The sequence below is a fragment of the Streptomyces europaeiscabiei genome, assembly GCF_036346855.1.
Taxonomy (GTDB): Bacteria; Actinomycetota; Actinomycetes; order Streptomycetales; family Streptomycetaceae; genus Streptomyces; species Streptomyces europaeiscabiei.
Genome location: NZ_CP107841.1, coordinates 9,495,760 through 9,519,031, shown reverse-complemented (window position 1 = coordinate 9,519,031; position 23,272 = coordinate 9,495,760). Strand labels below are relative to the sequence as shown.

Annotated in this window: 21 protein-coding genes and 3 pseudogenes; 20 read left to right on the top strand and 4 right to left on the bottom strand. The window is 69.1% G+C overall.

Translation table 11 applies throughout. The features are described from left to right. Positions 1-20: 20 nt before the first annotated feature. Positions 21-812 carry a class III extradiol dioxygenase subunit beta gene (locus OG858_RS41315; protein ID WP_256960315.1) on the top strand — a complete coding sequence of 264 codons (792 nt, stop codon included), beginning with the start codon at positions 21-23 and terminating at the stop codon, positions 810-812. A gap of 534 nt (positions 813-1,346) precedes the next feature. Here OG858_RS41315 and OG858_RS41310 read toward each other — a convergent pair. Then, on the bottom strand, positions 1,347-1,922 hold the full coding sequence (locus OG858_RS41310; RefSeq protein ID WP_256960314.1) for a TetR/AcrR family transcriptional regulator: 576 nt from the start codon (positions 1,920-1,922) through the stop codon (positions 1,347-1,349). 100 nt (positions 1,923-2,022) lie between these two features. Here OG858_RS41310 and OG858_RS41305 point away from each other — a divergent pair, with 100 nt between their 5' ends. The 12 genes and pseudogenes from OG858_RS41305 to OG858_RS41250 form a co-directional block, all read left to right on the top strand. Then, a complete protein-coding gene (locus tag OG858_RS41305) occupies positions 2,023-2,988 on the top strand; it encodes an SDR family NAD(P)-dependent oxidoreductase (RefSeq protein ID WP_328543918.1) in 966 nt (321 codons plus the stop codon). Between the two features lie 126 nt (positions 2,989-3,114). Then, positions 3,115-3,837: a YceI family protein gene (locus OG858_RS41300; protein ID WP_086747654.1), complete on the top strand. Its 723-nt coding sequence runs from the start codon at positions 3,115-3,117 to the stop codon at positions 3,835-3,837. 107 nt (positions 3,838-3,944) lie between these two features. Next, positions 3,945-4,934, top strand: coding sequence for a nuclear transport factor 2 family protein (locus OG858_RS41295; RefSeq protein ID WP_086747653.1), 990 nt, complete (start codon positions 3,945-3,947; stop codon positions 4,932-4,934). Positions 4,935-5,150: 216 nt separating this feature from the next. Further along, a complete protein-coding gene (locus OG858_RS41290; protein WP_086747652.1) occupies positions 5,151-6,035 on the top strand; it encodes a dioxygenase family protein in 885 nt (294 codons plus the stop codon). After that, positions 6,032-6,559 carry a DoxX family protein gene (locus OG858_RS41285; protein ID WP_328543919.1) on the top strand — a complete coding sequence of 176 codons (528 nt, stop codon included), beginning with the start codon at positions 6,032-6,034 and terminating at the stop codon, positions 6,557-6,559. The genes OG858_RS41290 and OG858_RS41285 overlap by 4 nt, the downstream gene beginning before the upstream one ends. A 4-nt stretch (positions 6,560-6,563) precedes the next feature. Then, positions 6,564-8,039, top strand: a complete 1,476-nt coding sequence (locus OG858_RS41280; RefSeq protein ID WP_086747650.1) for an amidohydrolase family protein — start codon at positions 6,564-6,566, stop codon at positions 8,037-8,039. A gap of 3 nt (positions 8,040-8,042) precedes the next feature. After that, positions 8,043-9,233, top strand: a complete 1,191-nt coding sequence (locus tag OG858_RS41275; RefSeq protein ID WP_086747649.1) for a CaiB/BaiF CoA transferase family protein — start codon at positions 8,043-8,045, stop codon at positions 9,231-9,233. Continuing rightward, entirely contained in the window at positions 9,226-10,059 is an 834-nt protein-coding gene (locus OG858_RS41270; RefSeq protein WP_086747648.1) for a citryl-CoA lyase, read from the top strand. The genes OG858_RS41275 and OG858_RS41270 overlap by 8 nt, the downstream gene beginning before the upstream one ends. Before the next feature lie 130 nt (positions 10,060-10,189). Continuing rightward, a pseudogene (locus OG858_RS41265) lies at positions 10,190-10,525 on the top strand (aldehyde dehydrogenase family protein); the annotation flags it as partial. Between the two features lie 6 nt (positions 10,526-10,531). Beyond that, positions 10,532-11,257, top strand: a complete 726-nt coding sequence (locus OG858_RS41260) for an SDR family NAD(P)-dependent oxidoreductase (protein ID WP_319272434.1) — start codon at positions 10,532-10,534, stop codon at positions 11,255-11,257. Between the two features lie 216 nt (positions 11,258-11,473). Then, positions 11,474-12,655, top strand: a complete 1,182-nt coding sequence (locus tag OG858_RS41255; RefSeq protein WP_086747647.1) for a thiolase family protein — start codon at positions 11,474-11,476, stop codon at positions 12,653-12,655. 558 nt (positions 12,656-13,213) lie between these two features. Next, positions 13,214-13,527: pseudogene (locus OG858_RS41250) on the top strand (ATP-binding protein); the annotation flags it as partial. A 99-nt stretch (positions 13,528-13,626) separates the two neighbouring features. Here OG858_RS41250 and OG858_RS41245 read toward each other — a convergent pair. Next, positions 13,627-14,673 carry an AraC family transcriptional regulator gene (locus OG858_RS41245; protein ID WP_319269724.1) on the bottom strand — a complete coding sequence of 349 codons (1,047 nt, stop codon included), beginning with the start codon at positions 14,671-14,673 and terminating at the stop codon, positions 13,627-13,629. Here OG858_RS41245 and OG858_RS41240 point away from each other — a divergent pair. The 7 genes and pseudogenes from OG858_RS41240 to OG858_RS41210 all read left to right on the top strand — a co-directional run. Next, entirely contained in the window at positions 14,663-15,727 is a 1,065-nt protein-coding gene (locus OG858_RS41240) for an AraC family transcriptional regulator (RefSeq protein ID WP_327747885.1), read from the top strand. The two genes, OG858_RS41245 and OG858_RS41240, sit on opposite strands and share 11 nt — an antisense overlap. Before the next feature lie 172 nt (positions 15,728-15,899). Continuing rightward, complete coding sequence (locus OG858_RS41235) at positions 15,900-16,805, top strand: alpha/beta hydrolase (protein WP_327725657.1); 906 nt, start codon at positions 15,900-15,902, stop codon at positions 16,803-16,805. Between the two features lie 67 nt (positions 16,806-16,872). Beyond that, complete coding sequence (locus OG858_RS41230) at positions 16,873-17,313, top strand: tautomerase family protein (RefSeq protein WP_086750430.1); 441 nt, start codon at positions 16,873-16,875, stop codon at positions 17,311-17,313. 93 nt (positions 17,314-17,406) lie between these two features. Continuing rightward, positions 17,407-17,979, top strand: coding sequence for a hypothetical protein (locus OG858_RS41225; RefSeq protein ID WP_327725656.1), 573 nt, complete (start codon positions 17,407-17,409; stop codon positions 17,977-17,979). Positions 17,980-18,152: 173 nt separating this feature from the next. Further along, positions 18,153-19,037 carry an MBL fold metallo-hydrolase gene (locus OG858_RS41220; protein WP_319269733.1) on the top strand — a complete coding sequence of 295 codons (885 nt, stop codon included), beginning with the start codon at positions 18,153-18,155 and terminating at the stop codon, positions 19,035-19,037. Between the two features lie 74 nt (positions 19,038-19,111). Continuing rightward, positions 19,112-20,578, top strand: coding sequence for a class I adenylate-forming enzyme family protein (locus OG858_RS41215; RefSeq protein ID WP_319065462.1), 1,467 nt, complete (start codon positions 19,112-19,114; stop codon positions 20,576-20,578). A gap of 481 nt (positions 20,579-21,059) precedes the next feature. Continuing rightward, a pseudogene (locus tag OG858_RS41210) lies at positions 21,060-21,374 on the top strand (MFS transporter); the annotation flags it as partial. Between the two features lie 464 nt (positions 21,375-21,838). Here OG858_RS41210 and OG858_RS41205 read toward each other — a convergent pair. Continuing rightward, positions 21,839-22,465, bottom strand: a complete 627-nt coding sequence (locus OG858_RS41205) for a TetR family transcriptional regulator (RefSeq protein WP_086750433.1) — start codon at positions 22,463-22,465, stop codon at positions 21,839-21,841. A 35-nt stretch (positions 22,466-22,500) separates the two neighbouring features. Then, entirely contained in the window at positions 22,501-23,259 is a 759-nt protein-coding gene (locus OG858_RS41200) for an SDR family NAD(P)-dependent oxidoreductase (RefSeq protein ID WP_319065463.1), read from the bottom strand. Positions 23,260-23,272: the final 13 nt, after the last annotated feature.

Below are 23,272 nucleotides of genomic sequence, written 5' to 3'. Positions count from 1 at the left end.
TGCCGTCGATCGGTGCGGCCATGGACCATGGGAAGATCGAGGACCCCTACTGGAAGCCGCTGTTCGACGGATACGCGCCGGCCCGGGAGTGGATGGCCCGGCACACTCCCGACATCGCGGTCATCGTCTACAACGACCACGCCAACGCCGTGGACATGAGCGTCACGCCGACCTTCGCGCTCGGAACGGCGGAGTCGTACCGGGTGGCGGACGAGGGATGGGGCAGCCGCCCGGTTCCCGCGGTCACAGGCGCTCCCGAGTTCTCCGACCACCTCGTCAACAGCCTGATCGACGCCTCCTTCGACCTCACCGTCTATCAGGAACTCGACGTCGACCACGGCCTGACCGTTCCCCTGTCGGTGTACTGCCCCGATCCCGGCGAACGCTGGCCCTGCGCGGTGGTGCCCCTCCTGGTGAACGTCATCCAGTACCCGCAGCCGACCGCCGCACGGTGCCTGGCCCTCGGCCGCGCGCTCGGCGAGGCGATCCGGTCCTACCCCGAGGACCTCAAGGTCGCCGTCTTCGGTACGGGCGGCATGTCCCACCAGCTCGCGGGCGCCCGCGCGGGACTGATAAACCAGGACTTCGACCGCATGTTCCTGGACGCCATCGAGCACGACCCTGCGAAGCTGGCCGCGCTGACGCGCGAGGAGTACATCCGCGAAGCCGGCTCCGAGGGCATCGAACTCATCATGTGGCTGATCATGCGCGGTGCGTTGGGGCCACGGATCCGACGTGTGCACGAGACCTACCACGTACCCGCGTCCAACACGGCGGCCGGCATGGTGTTGTTCGAGAACCTGAGCCGGTGATGCACCGTCAGTCCTGACCGGCCGACGCTGGTGACGTGGGAGCGACAGGGTGCTGGATCGACTGCTCGGGGTTTCCGCCGGCGTGATCGACATGACGCTCGATCTGCTGGTCGGAGCCCCGAACGGCGGCGTGACGACGGCCTCGTGGATGACCTGCGCGGTTCACGACGATGGGCAACCGCCCCCGCGTCCATGGAGGCGATCTCGTGGTGCTTGCTGTGTACGCCCAGCCGCTCGGTGTTCTCCGGTTCGCCGTTTCCTGAGTGGTTGGTGCGCTGTCGGACGCGTCCGGAGTCGGTTCCGCCCCTGCGGGAGCGCACGCCGAGCCCCTTCCGGCGAGGGAAGAACGCAGGTCGCTCGGCGCTGTGGCGGGAGACGCGTGCGACCCGTTCCGGCGTGGACCGCGGGCCGGGTCTCCTCCGGTGTGGGTCTCGCGACCGAACGGAGCCCGACGGCCAGAAGGGCCCTGGTGCTCCCGGCACGGGTGTGCCGCGCGACGAGGCCTGTCCTGGACACCCTTCGCACCGGGGCGCGTCAGCCGGAGCGGTAGCGGAGCCCGTCGAGCAGGAGGTCGAGCATGCGGCCCGCGCGGTCGCGCAGCCCTTTGTCGCTGGTGATCAGCAGAACACCGCCGAGGCTGAAGCCGACGTCCAGGGGGTCCACGTCCGAGCGCAGAACCCCCACTTCGGCCCCGGCGTGCAGCAGGGTGCTGATGGCGGTGCTGATCCGTTCCAGACTTTCGGCGAACGGATCCTCGTCGCCGGAGGCGATGACGGCCTTCAGCGCGTCCGCCATGCCCTGCTTGACCGCCAGGTAGTCGATGAACAGGTCCATCCACTGCCGCATGGCCTGGTCGGGAGGGAGCTGTGCGAGCAGTTCCGTGGCGCTGTCGCAGACCCGGGCGAGTTCGTTGCGGTAGGCGGCCTCGATCAGGGCCTCGCGGGTGGGGAAGTGCCGGTAGAGCGTTCCGATGCCCACGCCGGCGTCCTTGGCGATGGCCTCGAGGGACGCGTCCGTGCCGACCTCGGAGAACGCGCGCCCCGCGACTTCGAGCAGGCGTTCCCGGTTGCGTCTCGCGTCGGCACGCAGTCCACGTGTGGTGCTGGTCACAGCTTTCCTTCCTCTGGACAATCGGAGGGCCCTCCGTTTAGGGTTCAAGCAACCGGAGGCACCTCCGCTTCGAGCGTAGCAAACAGGGAGCATTGCGAGAATGGCCACGAGGACAGGCATCACCACTCCGTTCACCAGCCGGTCCACGGCTTCCGACGTCATCGCGGACATCGACCTCACGGGCCGCCGCGCCGTCGTCACCGGGGCCGCGTCCGGCATCGGTGTGGAGACCGCCCGGGCGCTCGCCGACGCCGGCGCGGAGGTCACGCTCGCCGTACGGGACACCGAGGCCGGCCACCGCACCGCCGAGGCCATCCGGGCCACCACCGGTAACGAAGGCGTACGGGTCGCCACGCTGGACCTGACCGATCCGGCATCCGTCCGCGGGTTCACGGCCGCGTGGCAGGGTCCGCTGCACATCCTGGTCAACAACGCGGGGGTCATGGCTGCCCCGGAGAGCCGCACACCCCAGGGCTGGGAGCTGCAGTTCGCCACCAACCACCTGGGGCACTTCGCCCTGACCACCGGACTGCACGGCGCACTCGCCGGGGCCGGCGGCGCCCGCGTGGTGTCCGTGAGTTCCAGCGGGCACCTGTTCTCGCCCGTCGTCTTCGACGACCTCCACTTCACCGAGCGGCCCTACGACCCGTGGCTGGCGTACGGGCAGTCCAAGACGGCCAACGTGCTGTTCGCGGTCGAGGCCGGCCGGCGATGGGCCGACGACGGGATCACGGCCAACGCGCTGATGCCCGGCGGAATCCGGACCAACCTGGGGCGCTACATGGACGAAGCGCAGATGGGCCTGTTCATGACCCACCTGCAAGCCCTCCTCGGTGAAGGAACGCCCCTGCCCGAGATGTCTTTCAAATCGGTCGAACAGGGCGCCGCGACCTCCGTCCTGCTGGCCGCCTCACCCTTGCTCGACGGCATCAGCGGCCGGTACTTCGAGGACTGCGACGAGGCCCCACCGCACCAGCCGGGCACCAACACCGGGGTCGCGCCGCACGCCCTGGACCCGGAGGCGGCCGAGCGACTCTGGCAGGTCTCCGAGCAGCTCCTGGGCTGACCTCACGCCGCTCGCCGACCACGACCGAGCCCGCGGACACCCGTAGCAGCCCTTCCGCCCAGGCGCCGACCCCCGACCAAATACTTGAAACTTCAGTTGAAAGTCTAAAATACTTAGGGAGACACCATGGCAGGCAGTTTCCGCAGGCACTGGAAGCGCTGGCTCATCGCCGGTGCGGCCACCGCCGCCGTGCTGGGCACGGCGGGCCCCTACGTCTACATCAACTACGTCCAGGACGAGCCACCGGCCGCCCTCTCGCTCGACAGCCCGCCAGGCTCGGATTCCTCCGGCAGTTCCTCAGGTTCCGGGGAACAGGCCGGGCAGGAGGGTGTCGAGGGCGCCTGGCGGGTGGGCGGCGGCTCGCAGGCCGGTTACCGGGTCGACGAGATCCTCTTCGGCCAGAACGTCACGGCGGTGGGCCGCACCGAGGAGGTCACCGGCGAGCTGGAGATCGAGGGCAACCGGGCCGTCAGCGGATCCTTCACCGTCGACCTGGCCTCGGTGAAGAGCGACTCCGACCAGCGCGACGGCCAGTTCCGCGGCCGGGTCATGAACACCGAGGGGTACCCCGAGGCCACCTTCGAGCTCACCGAGCCCGTCGACTTCGGGTCGACGCCGGAGGTGGGCCAGCAGGTCAGCGCCGAGGCCACGGGCGAGCTGACCGTCCACGGCGAGACCAATCCCGTCTCCTTCGACCTCGACGCCCAGCGCACCGCCGACGGCTTCCGGGTCAACGGCTCCATTCCGGTCACCTTCGCCGACTACGGCATCGACGCACCCGACTTCGGCGGGATCGCGGTGGAGGACGAGGGAGACATCGAGTTCCTCCTCACCTTCGACCGCGCCTGAGCCCATACAGGGCCAGAGGGTTACACCGGCCCCTCACTCACGCCCGATCCCTCACTGACACCCAGCGACGCGCTTCACCGCCGTCCGCACAGCATTGGAGATCCCCCATGTACGGCACCACACGGTCGAACAGCACCACCCGGACGTCCCGTAAGGCCGTAGCCACCCTCCTGGCCGTGGCGACCGTAGGAGCAGTGGCCGGCTTCGCACCCGCCGCCACCGCCACCGCACCGTCCCACAGCGGACCGACCCTCGGCCTCGACGCCCGGCACACGAGCCCCGCCACGCAGGAGCGCAACAAGCGCGTCGCCGTCCACGTCCTCACCCAGCTCTTCGAGGAGGGCAACCTCAAGGTCGCCGACCGGTACATCCGCGCGGACTACATCCAGCACAACCCCGCCGCGCCCAACGGCCGGGAAGCGATCAAGAACTTCATCCGCGACTGGACCGCGCGCTTCCCGGACCACCAGTACAACGTGAAGCGGGTCCTCGCCCAGGGCAACCTGGTCCTGGTGCACTCCAACCCCGTCTTCGAGCCCGGCACCCGTGGCTCGGCCGTGGTCGACATCTTCCGCTTCGACCCCAGGAACGGCATGATCGCCGAGCACTGGGACACGGTCCAGGACGTGCCGGCGACCACCGTCAACGGCAACGACATGTTCGGCACGGTCAGCAACCCGCACACGAACCAGCCCAGCGGCCCCCGTTGGCAGACAGACCTCAGCGAGAAGATCGCCACCAGCTACTTCGACACCCTCCTCGTCGACAAGAACCCCGACGCCGTCAAGTACCTCGCGCCGGAGTACTACCAGCACAACCCGGCCATCCCCAACGGCTCGGCCGGCCTGCGTGAGCAGTTCACCGACTTCTTCCGCCAGTTCCCGAACCTGATCGTGGAACGCAAGCGCGTCATCGCCGACAAGGACTACGTCGCCATCCACGCCCATTACCGCCTCAGTCCCGAGGACCGTGGGCAGTCCGTCGTGGACATCTTCCGGGTCAAGAAGCAGAAGGACGGCACGCTCAAGGTCATCGAGCACTGGGACGCCGTACAGGACGTCCCGGCCACCTCCGCCAACGACAACACGATGTTCTGACCTCTCCGGTCATCGCGGCCCCATGGCCCGTCACCTGCCGGTGACGGGCCACTCATCTCTCGGCAGCGGACATGAGTCCGACCGAGTCACCCCAGTGCGGCTTTGCATGTAGCCATCCAAGGGCTTGATTTACCAGTCACTCATGCACCACTGTGTCCGCCGTGCGGACTATCGTCCGCACAGCGGTCAAGCCCGGAACGAACCGAGGAGGATTCCATGGCCTTCGTGACGGAGGACAACCTCAGCGACCTGGCGGTGAAGCGGTGGGCCACCGCTCACTCGCCCCGGCTCGCCGAGCTGATGACGGCGCTGGTGCGGCACCTCCACTCGTACGCCCGCGAGGTCCGGCTGACGGAGGAGGAGTGGGCGGCGGCCGTCGAGTGGCTCACGGCGACCGGCCGGATCAGTGACGACAAGCGTCAGGAGTTCATCCTCGCCTCCGACGTCCTCGGTCTGAGCACGCTCGTCGTCCAGCTGAACCGTCACTTCTCGGCGAAGGCCACTCCGGCGACGGTGCTCGGTCCCTTTCACATCGACGGCTCTCCGACGGCCGGATTCGGAGCCGACATGTCGGACGGCATCCCGGGCACGCCGCTGTTCGTCACCGGCCGGGTCCTCGACCTCGACGGCACGCCTCTGCCCGACGTCGTCCTGGACGTATGGCAGGCCGACGCCGACGGCACCTACGAGGCGCAACTGCCGGAGATCGACGAGGCCCGGCTGCGCGCGCTGTACCGGACGCGAGCGGACGGCACGTACTGCGTGCGCACCATCGCGCCACGCGGCTACGCGATCCCGATGGACGGTCCGGTCGGTGACCTGATCAGCAGGACGGACATCAGTCACTTCCGTCCCGCGCACATCCACTTCCTGATCGACCACCCCGGCCACGAGAAGCTCATCACCCATCTGTTCCGGGAGGGTTCCGAATTCCTCGACACCGATGTCGTGTTCGGCACGAAGGACGAGCTGATCGTGCGCTTCACCGAGGAACCGGCCGGCTCCTCCCCTGACGGCGGCACCATCGACGAGCCGTACCTGCGCGCCGAGTTCGATTTCGTGCTGCAGCCCCGGACGACGACGGACGAGCCGCAGCCGTGAATCTCGGGCTGCTCCTGCTGCTCCTGCTGCGGCTGCTGCTCGCCGCGCTGCTGTTCGGTCACGGCACCCAGAAACTGTTCGGCTGGTTCGGCGGTGCCGGGCGGGCCGGGACCGCCGCCGTCTTCGACCGGTGGGGCTTCGTGCCCGGCCGACGGATGGTGCTCGTCGCCGGTGCGGCCGAACTCGCCGGAGCGGTCACGGTCGCGGCCGGGCTGCTGACTCCCGGCGGCTGCGCGGTGATCGTCGGCACCATGGCGGTCGCGGCGGCGGCGACCGCGCCGAACGGCTTCTGGGCCCAGCAGGGCGGCTGCGAAGTGCCCTTCTCCTACGGCGCGGTGGCCGCGGTCCTCGCCTTCACCGGCCCCGGTGCCTGGTCACTCGACCACGCCCTCGGGCTGACGGAACTCGACGGCTACGCATGGGGATGCGCGGCACCGGCCCTCGGCCTGGCCACCGCGGCCGTACCCCTGACCGCCCGCTCCCGTGTTCTGCGGGCCCGGACCACGGACTCCACAACGAGGTGACCACATGACGATCGAACAGCCACGCAGAGAAGACTTCACCCCCGGACGCCCCGTCCTGTTCCGCGACGCGACCGTACTGTCCATGGACCCCGCGATCGGCCTGCTCGACCGCGGCGACGTGCTGGTCCGCGGCGAACGGATCGAACAGGTCGGAAGGGATCTTCAGGCACCCGACGACGCCGTGGTGGTGGACTGCGCCGGCGGCATCCTCATGCCCGGCATGGTCGACACCCACCGGCACATGTGGCAGACCGCACTGCGCGGCCTCGGAGCCGACTGGACCCTCTCGCAGTACTTCGTCTTCTACTACCTCACCTGGGGCAAGATCTTCCGCCCCGAGGACATCCACGCCGGCAACCTGCTGTCCGGCATCGAGGCGCTCGACGCGGGTGTGACCACCACGGTGGACTGGTCGCACGGCTTGCAGACGCCCGAGCACGGGGACGCGGCCGTCGAATCCCTGCGCGCCGTGCCGGGCCGCTTCGTGCTGGCCTACGGCAACCTGCTGGGTGCGCCCTGGGAGTGGACCAACTCACCGGAGTTCCGGTCCTTCATCGACCGCAACTTCGCCTCGCGGGACGACATGCTCGGCCTGCAACTCGCCTTCGACGTGACTGGTGACGACACGTTCCCCGAAAAGGCGGCGTTCGAGGCGGCGCGTGAACTCGGGCTGCCCGTGACCACCCACGCGGGCGTCTGGGGCGCGACGAACGACAACGGCATACGTCTGATGTGGGACCACGGGTTCATGACGCCCGACGTCACCTATGTCCACTCGGCGACGCTCAGCGAGGACTCGTACCACCGGATCGCGGCCTCGGGCGGCACGGTCTCGGTGTCGGCGGAAAGCGAGCACAACGCCGGCCAGGGCTACCCTCCCACCTGGCGGCTGAGGCGCCACGGCATCCCCGTGTCACTGTCGATGGACACCAGCGTGTGGTTCAGCGCCGATCTGTTCTCGGCGATGCGCGCCACGCTGTCGGCCGACCGGGCGCGGGAGCACATGGCGGCCCACGCGGCCGGGGAGACGGTGGTGCACCACAGCCTGCGGGCCCGGGACGTCGTGGAGTGGGCCACGATCGGCGGTGCCGGAGTGCTCGGCCTCAGCGACACCATCGGCTCGTTGACGCCGGGCAAGAAGGCCGACCTCGTCCTGCTCAAGAACGACCGGTCCCCGGCGATGTACCCGATCCTGCACCCCTACGGGCACGTGGTCTACCAGGCCACCCGCGCCGACGTGCACACCGTGCTGGTCAACGGAACCGTGGTGAAGTACGCGCACGAACTGGTCGGCGTCGACCTGGAGCGGGCCCGCACCGCCGTCGCCGCGACCGTGGACCACGCGCGGACCACCATGGGCGAGGACGCGTGGCGGGAGGCCGTATCGCCGGAGATCCCGACGACCGAGGTGATCTCGAACCCGTACACCTACAGCGAGTACCGCGGCGAGGGCGTCGCCGTGCAGAACGAGGGGGCGTAGCCCATGGGCGGCGGTTCAGGCGGCTCACGCGGACCGCTCGACGGGCTGCTGGTGGCGGACTTCTCCCGCATCCTCGCCGGTCCGTACGCGACGATGCTGCTCGCCGATCTCGGGGCCGACGTGGTGAAGGTCGAGGGTCCTCAAGGGGACGACACCCGCACGTGGACGCCGCCGGTGCGCGACGGTGTGTCGACCTACTATTTGGGGATCAACCGCGGGAAGCGGTCGCTCGCGCTCGACTTCCGTGACGAGGCGGACGCGCGGCTTGCGAGGGAGCTCGCTCGGCGCGCGGACGTGGTGATCGAGAACTTCAAGCCGGGCGGACTGGCACGGTACGGCCTCGACCACACCTCGGTGAGCGCCGGGAACCCGGGCGTGGTGTACGCGTCGATCAGCGGTTTCGGAGCCGGACCCGGCCGGAACGTACCCGGCTACGACCTGATGGTGCAGGCGATCTCCGGGCTGATGAGCCTGACCGGTGATCCGGACGGGCCGCCGTACCGGGCGGGGATCTCGGTCTTCGACGTGATGGCGGGCAACCACGCCACCATCGGTATCCTCGCCGCGCTGCGCCATCGCGACGCGACCGGCCGGGGCCAGCTCGTCGAGGTGAACCTGCTGTCGTCGGCGCTGACCGGGCTGGTCAACCACAGTTCCTCCTACGTCGCCGGCGACACCGTGCCCTATCGGATGGGCAACGCGCACCCCAGCGTCTTCCCCTACGAACCGCTGCCGACGGCCGACCAGGACCTGATCGTCACCGCGGCCAACGACGGCCAGTTCCGCAAGCTGTGCGAAGTACTCGGGATCCCCGAGACCGCCGACGATCCCCGCTTCCGGCACAACGCCGACCGTACCGAGCGACGGGAGGAACTCCGGCCCCTCCTGCTCGATCGGCTGAGGACGAGGACCGCCCTGGAGTGGTTCGACCTGCTCGTCGACGCCGGGGTCCCCTGCGGACCGATCAACACCATCGACGGCGGGTTCGCGATGGCCGAACGCTTCGGACTCGACCCGGTCGTCGAGGTCGGCGAGGGAGACCGGGCCGTACCCACGACACGGCACCCGATCCGCTTCTCCGAGACGCCCGCCGCCTACCGCCTGCCCCCGCCCGAGTTGGACGAGCATCGGACCGAACTCCGCAAGTGGCTGGAGGACGGAGTGGGGGACGATCCGGAGGACGAGAATGCCTGAGAAACCGAATGCGCCCCAGTACCCGACCGCCCTCGGTGCGTCCTCCCTGGAGAGCATCACCCTGCTCGGCCAGGACCTCGCGACCGAGGTGATGGGCGAGGTCGGATTCGGCGAGCTGGCGTTCTGGCTGGCCACCCAGCGCCGCCCCACCGCCGGGGAGACACGGGTGTTCGAGGCGGTGCTCGCCGCACTCGCCGACCACGGCTTCACCCCGACCGCCATAACGGCCCGGCTGACATACCTGTCAGCCCCCGACTCGATACAGGGAGCCATCGCCGCAGGGCTTCTCGGCGGCGGCTCCCGCTTCCTCGGCGTGACCGAGGACTGCGGCCGCTTCCTGCACGACGCCCTGTCAACTCTGGAGAACGGCCACCCGACCGACGAGGCCGGCTGGGACGAACTCGCCCTGGCCACCGTACGCTCCCGAAGAGAGGCCCGGGGGCTCATCCCCGGCCTCGGACACCACGTCCACAAACAAGGTGACCCCCGCACTCCGAGGCTGTTCCAACTCGCCACGGAGGAAGGGCTGTTCGGCCCGCACCTGTCGCTGTTCGCGGCCATCGGCCGGGTCCACGCCCAGGTGCTGGGCAGCACCCTGCCGCTCAACGGCGCCGGAGTCTGCGGTGCCGCACTCGCCGACCTCGGCCTCCCGCTGGAACTGCTGCGCGCCTTTGCCCTCCTCGCCCGCACGGCCGGCCTCATCGGCCAGCTCGCCGAGGAGATCCGCAACCCCGTCGCGAACGACATCTTCCTGTCGGTGGACCTGAACAACCGGCCCGTCCCGCCGCAGCCCCGCGACGACCCACGCCCCGCGGGGCACGCGTGACCTCACTGTCCGGGGCCGGGTCCACGAGGGCCCGGCCCCGCGACGGCGGCAGCGACCTGGGGCGGCGGTTCCACTGAAAGGAGCGAGCCCCCTCGGAGGAAGCGAACGCTCTGGGCCCGGTGCGGGTCCGGTGGAGCAGCGGTTGGTGTGGGTGGCCGGTGCACAGAGGCGCGCCAGGCGCCGGAGCCGGACTCATCGCCGCCTCGCCGCCCAATGCGTCGATCGGGGCGGAGCTCTCCTTCTGTCGCACCGGCTCCCCGCTGAGCCGCTCCAGGACCCGGTGCCGTGCGTGCTGCGCGTCGACACGTACGACGACGGCGTGGCCCTCATCAACAGCTCGCCGTTCGGCGACGGCACCGCGATCTTCACCCGGGACGGCGGCGCCGCCCGCCGCTTCCAGCTGGAGATCGAGGCCGGCATGGTCGGCGTCAACGTCCCGATCCCGGTCCCCGTCGGCTACCACTCCGAGCCTGTGGCGAGGGGGAGGCTGTGCACCGGCCGCCCCCTCGCCGTCGTATCAGCTGGGGCGCATCAGCTGGAGCGGTCGGACAAGCCGAGCGTGCCACGGTGTCGAGCGGGCCCACGATCACTTCGGCCGCCTCGACGTGATCGTCAACAACGCGGGCTACGGACTGTTCGGCGCCGTGGAGGAACTGCCGAACAGGCCGTGCGCGACCAACTGGAAACCAACCTCTTCGGCGCTCTGTGGGTCACCCGGGCGGCCCTGCCCCACCTGCGGGAGCAGGGCTCCGGCCACATCGTGCAGATGTCCTCCACCGGCGGTGTGGCGGCCTGGCCGCTGCTCGGCGGCCGCCACGCCTCCAAGTGGGCCCTGGAGGGCCTGGCCGAATCGCTCGCCCAGGAGGTCTCCGGCCTCGGCATCAAAGTGACACTGGTCGAGCCCGGCGCCTATGCCACCGACTGGGGCGGTCCTTCCGCCGTCCACGTCTCCGCCAACCCCGCCCACGACGGCGTTCGCGAACAACGCGACGCGTTCGTCCAGAGCCTCGACTTCGGCGACCCCACCGCCGCAGGCGAGGCGCTGTTGGAGATCGTCGACTCCGACAACCCGCCGCTGCGCGTCTTCTTCGGCACCCAGGGCAATCACATGCTCCGACAGGTCCACGCCGACCGGCTCAAGACCTGGGCCGACTGGGGCGACCTGTCGATCCGGGCGCAGGGCGGACAGGCCGCGTGACCGAGCCGGACCTCTGCGCACCAGTCGACGACCCGCTCGACCGGCCGTGCAGGTCGGGGCGATGGCGTGGGCGTGGCCGCTCCAGGTGACAGGGATGCGGGCCACTGCCGTCCTCGCACAGCGTGGAAGTGAGTTTGATTTTCCTACTCACGGATCTATAGTGACAGTCCAGATTCCATACCGACCGGTAGGGCTGATGAGGCCAGGGAGGCTCCCATGAGGGATGCAGTGATCGTTGAGGCCGTGCGTACCCCAATTGGCAAGGGCAAGCCGGGCGGTGCGCTGTCGTCCGTGCACCCCGTCGAACTGCTCGCACACACCTTGCGCACGCTGGTCGAACGCAGTGGGATCGACCCAGCGCTGGTGGACGACGTGGTCGGCGGCACCGTTGACCAGGTCGGCGAGCAGGCGATGAACACCACCCGCTACGCCGTACTGTCGGCGGGCTTCCCTGAGACGGTCCCGGCGACCACCGTGGACCGCCAGTGCGGCTCCTCCCAGCAGGCCGTGCACTTCGCCGCGCAGGGCGTCATCGCCGGCGCCTACGACCTCGTCATCGCCTGCGGCGTCGAGTCGATGAGCCGGGTCCCGATGTGGTCGAACGTGCCGCCGGGCGCCGATCCGTTCGGTCCGGGCATTGCCGCCCGCTACCCGGAGGGGCTCCCGCCGCAGGGCGTCAGCGCCGAACTGATCGCCGCGCGCTGGAAGCTGGACCGCGAGACGATGGACGCCTTCTCCGCCAACTCGCACGCCAAGGCCGCGCGGGCCTGGGAGGCCGGCCTCTTCGACGCCGAAACCGCGCCGCTGACCACGCCTGAGGGACGGCTCACCAGGGACGAAAGCGTGCGCCCGACCACCACGCCGGAGATCCTGGCCGGCCTGCGGCCCGCGTTCGAGGACGAGGGGTTCGCCCGCCGCTTCCCGCAGATCGACTGGTCGGTCACGGCCGGCAACAGCAGCCCGACCAACGACGGCGCGGCGGCTGTGCTGATCACCAGCAGCGAGACCGCCGCGCGGCTCGGCCTGCGGCCCCTCGCCCGACTGCACAGCTTCGCCGTCACCGGCTCCGACCCGCTCCTGATGCTGACGGGCGTCATCCCGGCCACGGAGAAGGTGCTGCGGCGGGCGGGGCTCGGCCTGGACGACATCGATCTCTTCGAGGTCAACGAGGCATTCGCCAGCGTCCCGCTCGCCTGGCTCGCCGAAACAGGCGCGGACCAGGCCCGCGTCAACGTCCACGGTGGCGCGATCGCCCTCGGCCACCCGCTCGGCGCGAGCGGAGCGCGCCTGATGACGACGCTCGTTCACGCCATGCGGGAGCGGGGCGCGCGCTACGCCCTGCAAACGATGTGCGAGGCGGGCGGGCTGGCCAACGCGACGGTACTGGAGCGCATCTGAGCTCGGCTCTCAGCGGCGCGAGGAATCACGCGCCGACCGTGGCGCGTGTCATGGTGACTGCCGGCCGTCGCGATGACCGTGGGGCCGTGGAACTTCGAAATGCCAAGCGCGCGGTGTCGCCCGTCTCGGCGAGTCCAGGCAGTCCGGGTGCCTTCATGACCGTTGCCGCGCGGTAGGCGGAATGCAGTAACCATCGAGCGCGTCCTTCCGGCGCTGCCGGGCAAGGCTTCAGCGTTGCCCGGCAGCGCCGGAACGACGCGCTCGATGTCTGGTTCGTGGCGATCTGCCGGCTCGGCGTCGACCGAGGGAGCGTGGCGGGCGCGGCTTCCAGGATCATGGAGTTCTCCACGCCCCGTGATCCGGGTGGAAGACCGCGCCTGCCGACGCATCGTCCCTGGTCCCGCGTGCCCTTGACCGCGTGTGCGGTGCCGGCCGGAGCGACCTCGCCCTGGCGGTCGGTGAGTGGATCACCGATGCCCCCGCGCGCGTCCTCGACCGGCCCGGCATCCGCCCCGATCTGCTCCAGCCACGATGGGCGCTGCCCTCGGAGACCGCGGCGCCCGCACCCACGCATCCCTCCAACTCGCCGCCCGGGGCCCGGAAGAACCGTCCTTCACCACGGAGCTCATGGTCAGCGAACTGATGACCAACGCCATCCGCCACGGCAGAGCCCCCATACAGCTGCGGATGATCCTTTGATCCACCCTGACGTGCGAGGTCTGCGACGCCGTCAGCACCGCCCGCACCTGCGCCATGCCCGGGTCTGCGACGAAGGCGGCCGCGGCCTGCTCCTGGTCGCCCGGCTGGCCGAGCGCTGGGGCGCACGGCACGGCGGCGAGGCCAAGGTCATCTGGGCCGAACAGGCCCTCCCGGGCAGAGCCGGCTCCGAACTCAGACCTGTGACTGCGGACTTGAGACCGTGGAGAGACGAGATCACCACCCGGGGCCGGCTCGGGGCTCGCGGAGCACGCTCAGTCGATGAGGGCGGACCGACCTTTCGGCTCGTGTCCTTCGCGTCGCAGTCTGGAAGGTGACGTGTCGAACCAACGACGTACCGCACGAGTGAGGCTGGACTGTTCCTGCATCCCCAGGCCGGCCGCGATCTGCGAGAAGGACAGGTCGGTCGTCGTGATCAAGTCCAGGGCCTGACTCCTGCGTACACGATCGACGACGCCGGAGAAGGTCGTGCCCTCCTTGGACAGGGACCGCTGCAGTGAACGCGGGTGGAGACTCAGCAGGCGCGCGACTTTCGACAGGTCCGGACCGCTGGATCCGAGCTGTTCGCCGAGAATCGCCGCGACCAGGTCCGACATCGGCACGTGCTGGTGGCCGAAGTGCGTTTCGAGATGGTCCATCGCGATGTCGTGAAGCAGGTCGTCGCCGCCGCTGACCGGTGTCGAGAACAGTTGGCTCGGGACGCGCAGGACCGCGCTCGGACAGTCGAATCTGACCTCGGCCCCGAAGTACTTCCGGTAGGAGCTTTCCTGTGCCAGGCGAGCGTGTGGAAGCAGGACCGAACGAAGTCCGTAGGGTGCGTCGCCGTGGATCAGCATCAGGACTCGGTGGACGATCCCGATGCCGTAGTCGATCGCCTGTGGGGATGGGTTGATGCCCGTGGTCGTGTAGCGAAGGCCGACCACACCGGGACTTCCCAGCGGATCGTCGGTTTCCTCGAGTGAGAGGGCCGGGCTGTAGACGAACAGGTACCGGCACGCGCACTCGACGGCCTCGCCGATCGTGCGTGCGTTCTCCATGGCGATCGCCAGCGGTCCCAGCACATGCAGATCCTGCTGCGCCGCCATCCTCAACCCGAGGTCCGGAAGCGCGAATCGGCCGGCCGTTTCCTCGAGAACGCGCTCGACCAGTCGGAGACGGACGAACGAGTTGCCCTCGGCGATCCTCGCCTCGTCGAAGCCATATGCCGCGAGGAGTTCGGGGCCCGAGCCGCCGATCTCGGTGACGAGCGCGGACAGCCCCTGCAGGGCAGAGCACCGGACAGGTAGATCGGTGTCACGCAAGGACAAATCCTTGTCGCCTCAGGGCAAGTACCGGAATGTTTCGACGAAGCAAACTACGAGTTACGACCGAGAGGACAGCTTCTATCGAGTTGGAGCCGAAGTGACTGTCGCCCCGTCCATGCTAAGCCCCGCCGACCTGCTGACACCCGAAGAGTTGGACGTCCGCTGGAGGCTCGCCGTCCGCGACCGCCTCGTCTCCATGGACCTGCAGCTCACCGGGCCGGTCGAGCGCTTCGGATCTGCTGAGGAGCTGGACCTCGGAGACCTTCTCATCACCGACTGGGTGTGCCCGCGGGTCGAAGGGACCCGAGGCCGAAACGCGGTGCGTCAGGACGATGACGCGCTGCTGCTCCTCGCCGCCAGGGCCGGCCAACAGATCATCGAGACTTCTGACGAGACCGTCGTCCTGCGACCAGGAACGGTTCTCATCATGAGCACCCGCACCACCGGGCGGTTCGTCATACCGGATCACCTGGCCAAACGAACGGTCCGGGTGCCCATGAGCGCCCTTTCCCCGTTCGACGCGGGGGGCGGTGCACCCGGTTGCCTGCTCCAGGACACGGCTCAGAACCCTTTGGCCAACCTCCTCCACGGCTTCCTCATGAGCATGGACCGCCGCATCGGGCGGATGTCCGCGGCCGAGGTCGAGGGAGCGCGCAACGCCCTCCTCGTCCTCATCGCCGGCATGATCCGTGCGGGTCGACCCCACATCGGCGACGACGAGTTCCTGCAGTTGTTCCGACGGCGGCTGGAAGACTGGATCATCGGCCATCTCGCCGGTGGACCGATCAGAGTCGCCGACCTCGCCGCCGCCCACAGCGTTTCTCCGAGGACGGTCCACCGGGCCTTCGCGTCGACCGGGGACACCGTCGGGGCGGTCATCCGCATGCACCGCCTGGCCGCGGCCAGAGGCGACCTGGTGAACACGAACCTCTGCATTGCCGCGATCGCGCACCGGTGGGGCTTCTGCGATGCCAGCCACTTCGGACGGGAGTTCCGTCGGGAGTTCTCGCTGTCGCCCGGCGACTACCGGGAAGCCCACGGATGCGCCTGACCGTCTCCTCGTAGCCGTGGCACAGCCGTACCACCCCGCGGCGCGATCCTTCTATGAGCCCTCACAGGCATTCGTGGATTCTGGGCCCGACACCACCACTCACGAGTGTCGGATCACTCCGAGTGAACCTCCACACGACCGACGGACCATCGCGAGCGAATCGGAAGATCACATGAATCGAGAAGACATCGAGTTCAAGGGCGAGGGCGGCGTCACCCTCCGGGGCTGGTTCTATCCGGCCAGGAACACCAGCACGCCGGCACCGGTCGTGGTCCTGGCGCACGGGCTGTCATGCGTCAAGGAGATGCACCTCGACGACTATGCCGTGGTCTTCTCCGATGCCGGCCTCAACGTGCTCGCCTACGATCACCGGAACTTCGGCGACAGTGAGGGAACTCCCCGTCAGGAGGTCGACCCGGTCCTGCAGTACCGGGATTTCCGGAACGCGATCACCTACGCCACCACCCGCCCCGACGTGGACACGTCGAAGATCGGCATCTGGGGCTCCAGCTTCTCCGGTGGACACGTCCTCATGGTCGCGGCGATCGACAAGAGGGTGAAGGCCGTCGTCTCCCAGGTGCCGTTCATCACCGGTCCGCGCACCCTGAGCCGGGCGATCCGGCCGGACTTCATCCCGGTCTTCCGTGCGATCCAGGAGGGCGACCGACTCAACCGGTTCACCGGCGGAGAGCCCGCTGTGCTCCCGGTCGTCGCGGCCGACCCCACGGCGCAGGCCGTGATGCCCGCGGCCGACGCCTACGAGTGGTTCAGCAAGACGTCGGCGGACCGGGCGCCCAACTGGAAGAACGAACTGACGGCTCGAAGCATGGAAATGGTGACCGAGTACGCCCCGGGTACCTTCATCAGCCGCATCGCGCCGACCCCGCTCCTGATGATCGTGGCCGACAACGACAGGGTGGCACCGTTCGAGTTGGCCCTCGACGCGTACGCGGAGGCCCGGGAGCCGAAGCAGATCATCGTCAAGCAGGGCGGCCACTTCGACTTCTACAGCGGCCCCGGCTTCGACGAGCTCTCCGCAGCCGCACGGGACCACTTCGTCAAGCACCTCCGGGACTGAGCCCCCCTCCCGAGCCGCATCGACGAGCCGCACCTTCCGTCACCGATCCATCCATCGAGGAGCCGCAATGCCGTACTGGGAGATCTTCACCCCCGAGAACGCCTTCACCCCGCAGGACAAGGAACAGCTGTCCCAGAGGATCACCTCGCTCTACACGGACTACGCCTATGACCTGCCGAAGTTCTATGTCGTCGTCCTGTTCAAGGACATGCCGGCGGACACCATGTACGTCGGTGGTAAGGCAAACAACAACTTCATACGGATCCGCGTGGACCACATCGCCCGGCAGATGGACGACCCCGAGATGCGGTTCCTGTGCATGGAGGTCATCGAGGAGAAGCTGGCACCGTTGGTCAAGGAGCGCGGCTACGACTGGGAGGTCCACATCGACGAGACCCCCATGGACCTCTGGCGCGTCCAGGGCCTCGTTCCGCCTCCGCCGGAGTCCGACACCGAGAAGCTCTGGGCCAGGGAGAACCAGCCCGTCCCCTACGAGCTGACCGGCTGACCCCTGACCGAGGTCCCGAGGCATCGTGAGGTGCTGTCGACCGTGCGTGCCCCGGGACCTCATCCATCTCCGGAGGATCCGTCTGAGGAGCCCGTGACGACCACAGCGCGTACCACCCGCGGCGAGGGCATCCGCTACCGCGTCGACCGGCCGACCTTCGCGGGCATCATGCGTGATCTGCGGATCCCGGGGGCGATCCGGGAGCCGGGGACAGGATTCCCCGCATCGGCCTGCCGACAACTGACGCAGGCCGATGCGGGGAGAGTGTCGCCGCGGACGGCTGTCCCGTCTGCTCGTCTTCGGTTCACTGACCTGCCAGGTAACCGAGAGCGCGGGGCGGGGCTGCTCGGCCTGCACCGCACGTACGGTGACGCGATCCGGTTCGTGGTGGTGAACGTTCGTGAGGCACACCCTGGCGCCGACACTCCGCAGCCACGCATGATCGACGAGAAGACGCGTCACGCGCGCGCTCTCAGGAGCCACCGCGGCTTCGGCTTCGGCTTCGGCTTCGGCTTCGGCTTCGGCTTCGAGGTCGCCGTCGACGGCATCGACGGCACTGTACTTTTCCGCTCCCTGCCGAGCGAACGGCGCGTCGCGCCGACCGTCGCGATCACTTCGGCACTCTGCGCTGCCGCTGTCTCCGCGGGGTTGCTCGTCCTGCGGTGAGCCGTATCCACCGCTCCAGCCGCCACGGTGGTGCTTCAGAGCAACGTGGCGCTCGCGTACCAGCGCTCGGCGCACTCGTTCTATGAGTCACCGAGCGTGCGTTCATAACGTGACTTCGCCGCCGACGTGCGCAATGCCGCGTCGGCCGACAACACCGCAACCGGAGGTACCTAGTGACCACTGACACCCACTCCTCGCCGGCCGCACCCGTCCGCGCCACGGTCTTCGTCGGTCGCTGGCCGAATGTCCCGGCCGAGGAGTTTCCCGGCGTACCGAACGGCACCTTCTCGCCCACCACGGCCACGCTCGTGAGCGGCGCCACCGAGGTGGTCCTGATCGACGCGCTCTACCTCAAGGACGACGTCCGCGACCTCGGTGACCTGATCGAGCGCACCGGCAAAAAGCTCACGACGATCTACATCACCCACGATCACGCCGATCACTACCTGGGCTGCGGACCGCTCCTGGAGCGGTTCCCGGAGGCGAAGGCCGTGGCGCTGCCCCACGTGGTCGAGTCCATGAAGCAGAACATGCAGCTTCAGATGGAGCAGTGGCGCATGCTGTTCGGCGACACCTGCATCACGGCGGAGCCGCTTCCGGAGCCGCTCGAAGGCGACACGCTGTACGTCGACGGATCTCCCCTGCACATCATCGAGGTGAAGCAGGCCGACATCCATCCCACGAGCATCGTGCACATCCCCGAGATCGACGTCGTCGTGGCCGGTGACTCCATCTACAACGAGATCCACCCGATGCTCGGCCTGTCGACGCCCGATGAGTGGCAGGACTGGCTCGAGACCGTCGACACCGTGGAGAGCCTCCGCCCGCGCATGATCGTGTCCGGACACCGCAGGCCCGACGGCGACGACCACGCGGTCGAGACCATGATCGCCCAGACCCGCGCCTACATCCAGGACTTCGCGGCTGCCTCCGAGATCGCGAAGGACGCCGAAGAGCTGGTGGCCACCATGGTGGAGAAGTACCCGCACCACGGCAACGTCTGGACGCTCCAGTTCTCCGCCGGCGCGGCGATCGCGAATCGCGATGCTGCTGAGTGACCGAGCCTGTCACCCGAAGCCCGCACTGTTGCCTTCGCGTTGAAACGCGCCACACCACGATAGGTGACCTCACCATGAAATTCGCCTCTCTGCCCGACCGTCGCGCCGCATCCACTCCGGATGGGCCCGCGGTTGCCGACGGGCGACAGTCGCTCACCGATGCCCAGTTCCTGACCCGTGTCCGGGCTGCTGCTCGTCACCTTCAGGACCTTGGGATCGGTACTGGCGATGTCGTGGCGCTCAAGCTGAGGAACCGCGTCGAGTTCGTGCTTCTGCTGTTCGCGGTCTGGCGGCTCGGGGCGACCGTCACCCCGGTCAATCCGAGCCTGACCGAGGGTGAGGTCGCACGGCAGCTCCACGACTCGGGCGCACGCGTGCTGGTAGTCGAGGACGGCACGACCGCTGCAGGCGTCGCCACGCTGGCCGTCGACGACCTGTACGGAGAGGCGGTGGGGTCGGGTCCGACGCCGCAGCTGGACTCGACCGCGCCGGCACTCCTGATCTACACCAGCGGAACGACGGGCGTACCGAAGGGCGTGATGCTCGACCACTCCAACATCGACGCGATGACGGCGATGGGGTGCCAGGCGATCGAGGCCGGGCCGGCCGACCGCTGCTTGCTGATCCTGCCGCTCTTCCACGTCAACGCCATCGTGATCAGCGTGCTCATGCCGCTGGTCGCAGGCGGCAGTGTCTTCATCACCGACCGGTTCGACCCCAAGACCTTCTTCGATCTCGTCGAGCGGGAGCGACCCACCTACTTCAGTGCCGTGCCCACGATCTACAACGTGCTCGAGGCGCTGCCGGCCGACGTTCGACCCGACACGTCCTCGCTGCGTTACGGCACGTGCGGCGCAGCACCCGCCTCCGCCGGGTTGCCGATCCGATTCGAGGCTCGGTACGGCTTCCCCATCATCGAGGGTTACGGACTGTCCGAAGGAACCTGCTTCTCCACCGTCAACCCCGTCGCGGGTCCGCGCCGGGCGGGCACCGTGGGGGTTGTCGTCCCGGGGCAGGAGCTCCGGATCGTCGACGAGCAGGGCAACGAGCTGGCGACCGGCATCGATGGTGAGGTCATCGTGCGTGGCCCCAACGTCATGCGTGGTTATCTCGGTCGGCCGGAAGACACGGCGAAGACGATCGTGGACGGCTGGCTGTACACGGGCGATGTAGGCCACCTGGACGCGGACGGCTACCTGACCCTGGTCGGGCGATCGAAAGACATGGTCATCCGCGGTGGCGAGAACATCTACCCCAAGGAGATCGAGGACGTCCTCACGGCTGACCCGTCCGTCCTCGAGGCCGCCGTCATCGGTGTGCCTGACGACAAGTGGGGAGAGGTGGTGGTCGCCTACGTCCAGCCGCGACCTGGTACGACTGTTCACCCCGCGGCTCTGGAAGCGCTGACCGCGCAACACCTCAGCGGCTACAAGCGGCCGACGTCGTTCTTCGTGGTCGACGCCCTCCCCAGGAACGCCGTCGGCAAGATCGACAAGCCCCGGTTGCGGGCCGCTCACGCCGCAGCCCTGTCATCCCACTGACCACCGGCAGATGCTCGGTCATCGAGGGCTCGCCGTCTTCGAAGGTCGGGTGGCCCACGGGGCGAGATTCCCTCCCGCCACCCGCTCGTCTTCGAAGGTGCCGGCCGGAGGGGCCGTCGTGACGCTTCAGGGGCATGCTCCTGCCGATGGACGACCGCGGGGCAAGGGGCGAGCATCTGGCGAACGGTTCCATGTCCCGCACCGCGTCCGACCGCCGCAACTCACCACGGCCTGCGCGACCGACGACCCTGCCTGCATCTTGGCAGCGCACATTGGCCATCGCGGCGCCCCACGACGGGGGATGGCGCGGAGGCGGTCAGGAGGCGGTCAGAAGCCGGCTCACCCAGACTGAGCGCATGCGAGCCGGTGAGACCCCCGGCAGAACTTCGGCCACCGCCGACGCCCGATCGGACGAGCTGTCTTCTGATCCGGATCGGTGGTGGCCTTGGGCGTGATCGCCCTCGCGCCACCGATGGTGTCCTTGGGCGTGATCGCCCTCGCGCGGCCGATGGTGTCCTTGGACACCACGATCGTTGACATCGCTCTGCCCTCGGCCAGCGGGGATTGGGGGCGTTCGATGACAGCCGCCAGTGAGTGATTACCGCATACACGCTTTACACGCTCGCGTTCGGGAGTCTGCCTGCGGGCGGTCGGATCGCCGACATGGTCGGACGCAAGCGGACCTAGCTTGTGGGCCTGGTCGACTTCGCGCAGCGTCCGCCCTGGCGGCGCCGCGACGGGCGCCGGCCTGTTCTTCGCGGCGCGTGCCTGCAGGGGGCCGAGCGGCAGGGTGCTTACCCGCCGGACGGGGTGACGCTCACAGCGGCCCCGCCGGCGATGCAGGTGCCCTACCGAGCCGCTCAGCGGTGGCTGGTTGCCCAACACGCGGGCCGCTTCGATGCCCTGGATGTTTCATCGAGGGCCTGGCCTTGAGGACGCCTGGTCTCCCGACAGCGGCGATCCAACGGCAGGCGTCCGGCGTCGCGGCCTACCGGGGATCGGCCGAGCCCCGGTAGGCACAGTGCACGAGATCGTCACCCGCGCCGATCCGGGGCCGATGGTGATGGCGCACCGGATCGCCAAGCGCCGCCGGGAGGCGTGGGTTCGAACTGCCGGAGCGAGGCAGGCACACTCAGGGAGGTCTGGCAGGCCGACCATCCCCAACTCGACATCCGGGTGCTCGACTTCTCCGGAAACCGGGGCGCCCGTGGCTGACCCAAGCACGACGTGGCCGTGATGGGAGAGAGCCGACGTCGTTCGTCAACCTGCGGTCGCGGACCGGTGGTCGGTGCCCAGCATGGCCAGCACCAGCGTCGCGTAGCGGCGGCCGAGGCTGACGGGAGTGTGGTGGCCGCCGGGGGCGTACCACCGGCTGACGTCGACGCCGAGGGAGAGTACCGCCAGCGCGACACCGCCCGGATCCTCGGTGCGGAACGCCCCTGACGCGATGCCGGCCGCGATCTCGTCGAGCACCACTTCCTCGGTGCGGCGGCGGAGCCGGAGGATCTCAGCACGGTGGTCCGGCGCGAGTGCGCCGAGCTCGTACTGGACGACGCGGGCCAGCTGGTGGTGGCGGGCGTGCCAGGCGGTGTAGTCGTGAACCAGCGCCCGTAGCCGTCCGACCGCCGTCACCTCCTCCCCCAGGGCGCGTTCCACTGCGGCCAGTGCGCTGCGGTGGCCGGCGAGGCTGATCGCGTAGAGGAGGTCTTCTTTCGTGCGGTGGTGTGCGTAGACGGCCGACGGGCTCATCCCGGCGGCGGCGGCGATGTCTCGGGTGGAGGCTCCGTGGTAGCCGCGGGCGGCGAAGGCCGTGAGTGCCGCCTCCAGGATGCGCCGGGAGCCGGGGCCGGCCTCGCCCCACAGGTCGTCGGTTGCGCTGGTTGTCACGCGCCCATTCTTGCGGATCACGTCTGTCGGTCCACTCAGCTGATGGTGAGGCCGCCGTCGACGGTGAGGGTGGTGCCGGTGACGTAGCTGGAGGCGTCGGAGGCGAGGAAGACCACGGCGGCGGCGAGTTCCTCGGGTTCGCCGGTGCGGGGAAGCGGGATGCGGCGGACGATGTCGTCGATGTTGTCGGCGTCCTGACGGGCGGTCATTTCGGAGGCGAAGTAGCCGGGGGCGAGGGCGTTGACACGGATGTTCTTGCGGTGGCTCCACTGGGCGGCCAGGTCGCGGGTGAGACCGAGCAGGCCCGCCTTGGAGGAGGAGTAGCCGGCCTGCGGCAGGCCGGTGTTGACCAGGCCGAGGACGCTGGCGATGTTGACGATGGAGCCGCCGCCGGTCATCACCTGGGCTGCCGCCCGGGCCATCCAGTAGGCACCCATGAGGTTGGTGTCGATGATGCGCCGGAAGTGCTCCGGTGTCTCCCGGCTGGCAGGGACCGCATCGGCCACGCCGGCGTTGTTGACCAGGACGCCGACGTGGCCGAAGTCCGCGGCGGCCGCCGCGACCGCGTGACAGTCGTCGGGCGAGGCGACGTCGGCCTTGACGCACAGGGCGCGGCGGCCCGCGGCCTCGACGAGGCGGGCGGTGTCGGCGAGCCGGTCGGTGCGTCGGGCGGCCAGGACGACGTCGGCCCCGGCTTCGGCGAGGGCCTGGGCGAAGGCGACGCCAAGACCGGAGGAAGCGCCGGTGACGATGGCGACGCGGTCGTCGAGACGGAAACGGTCGAGGATGTTCACAGGGGCTCCAGAG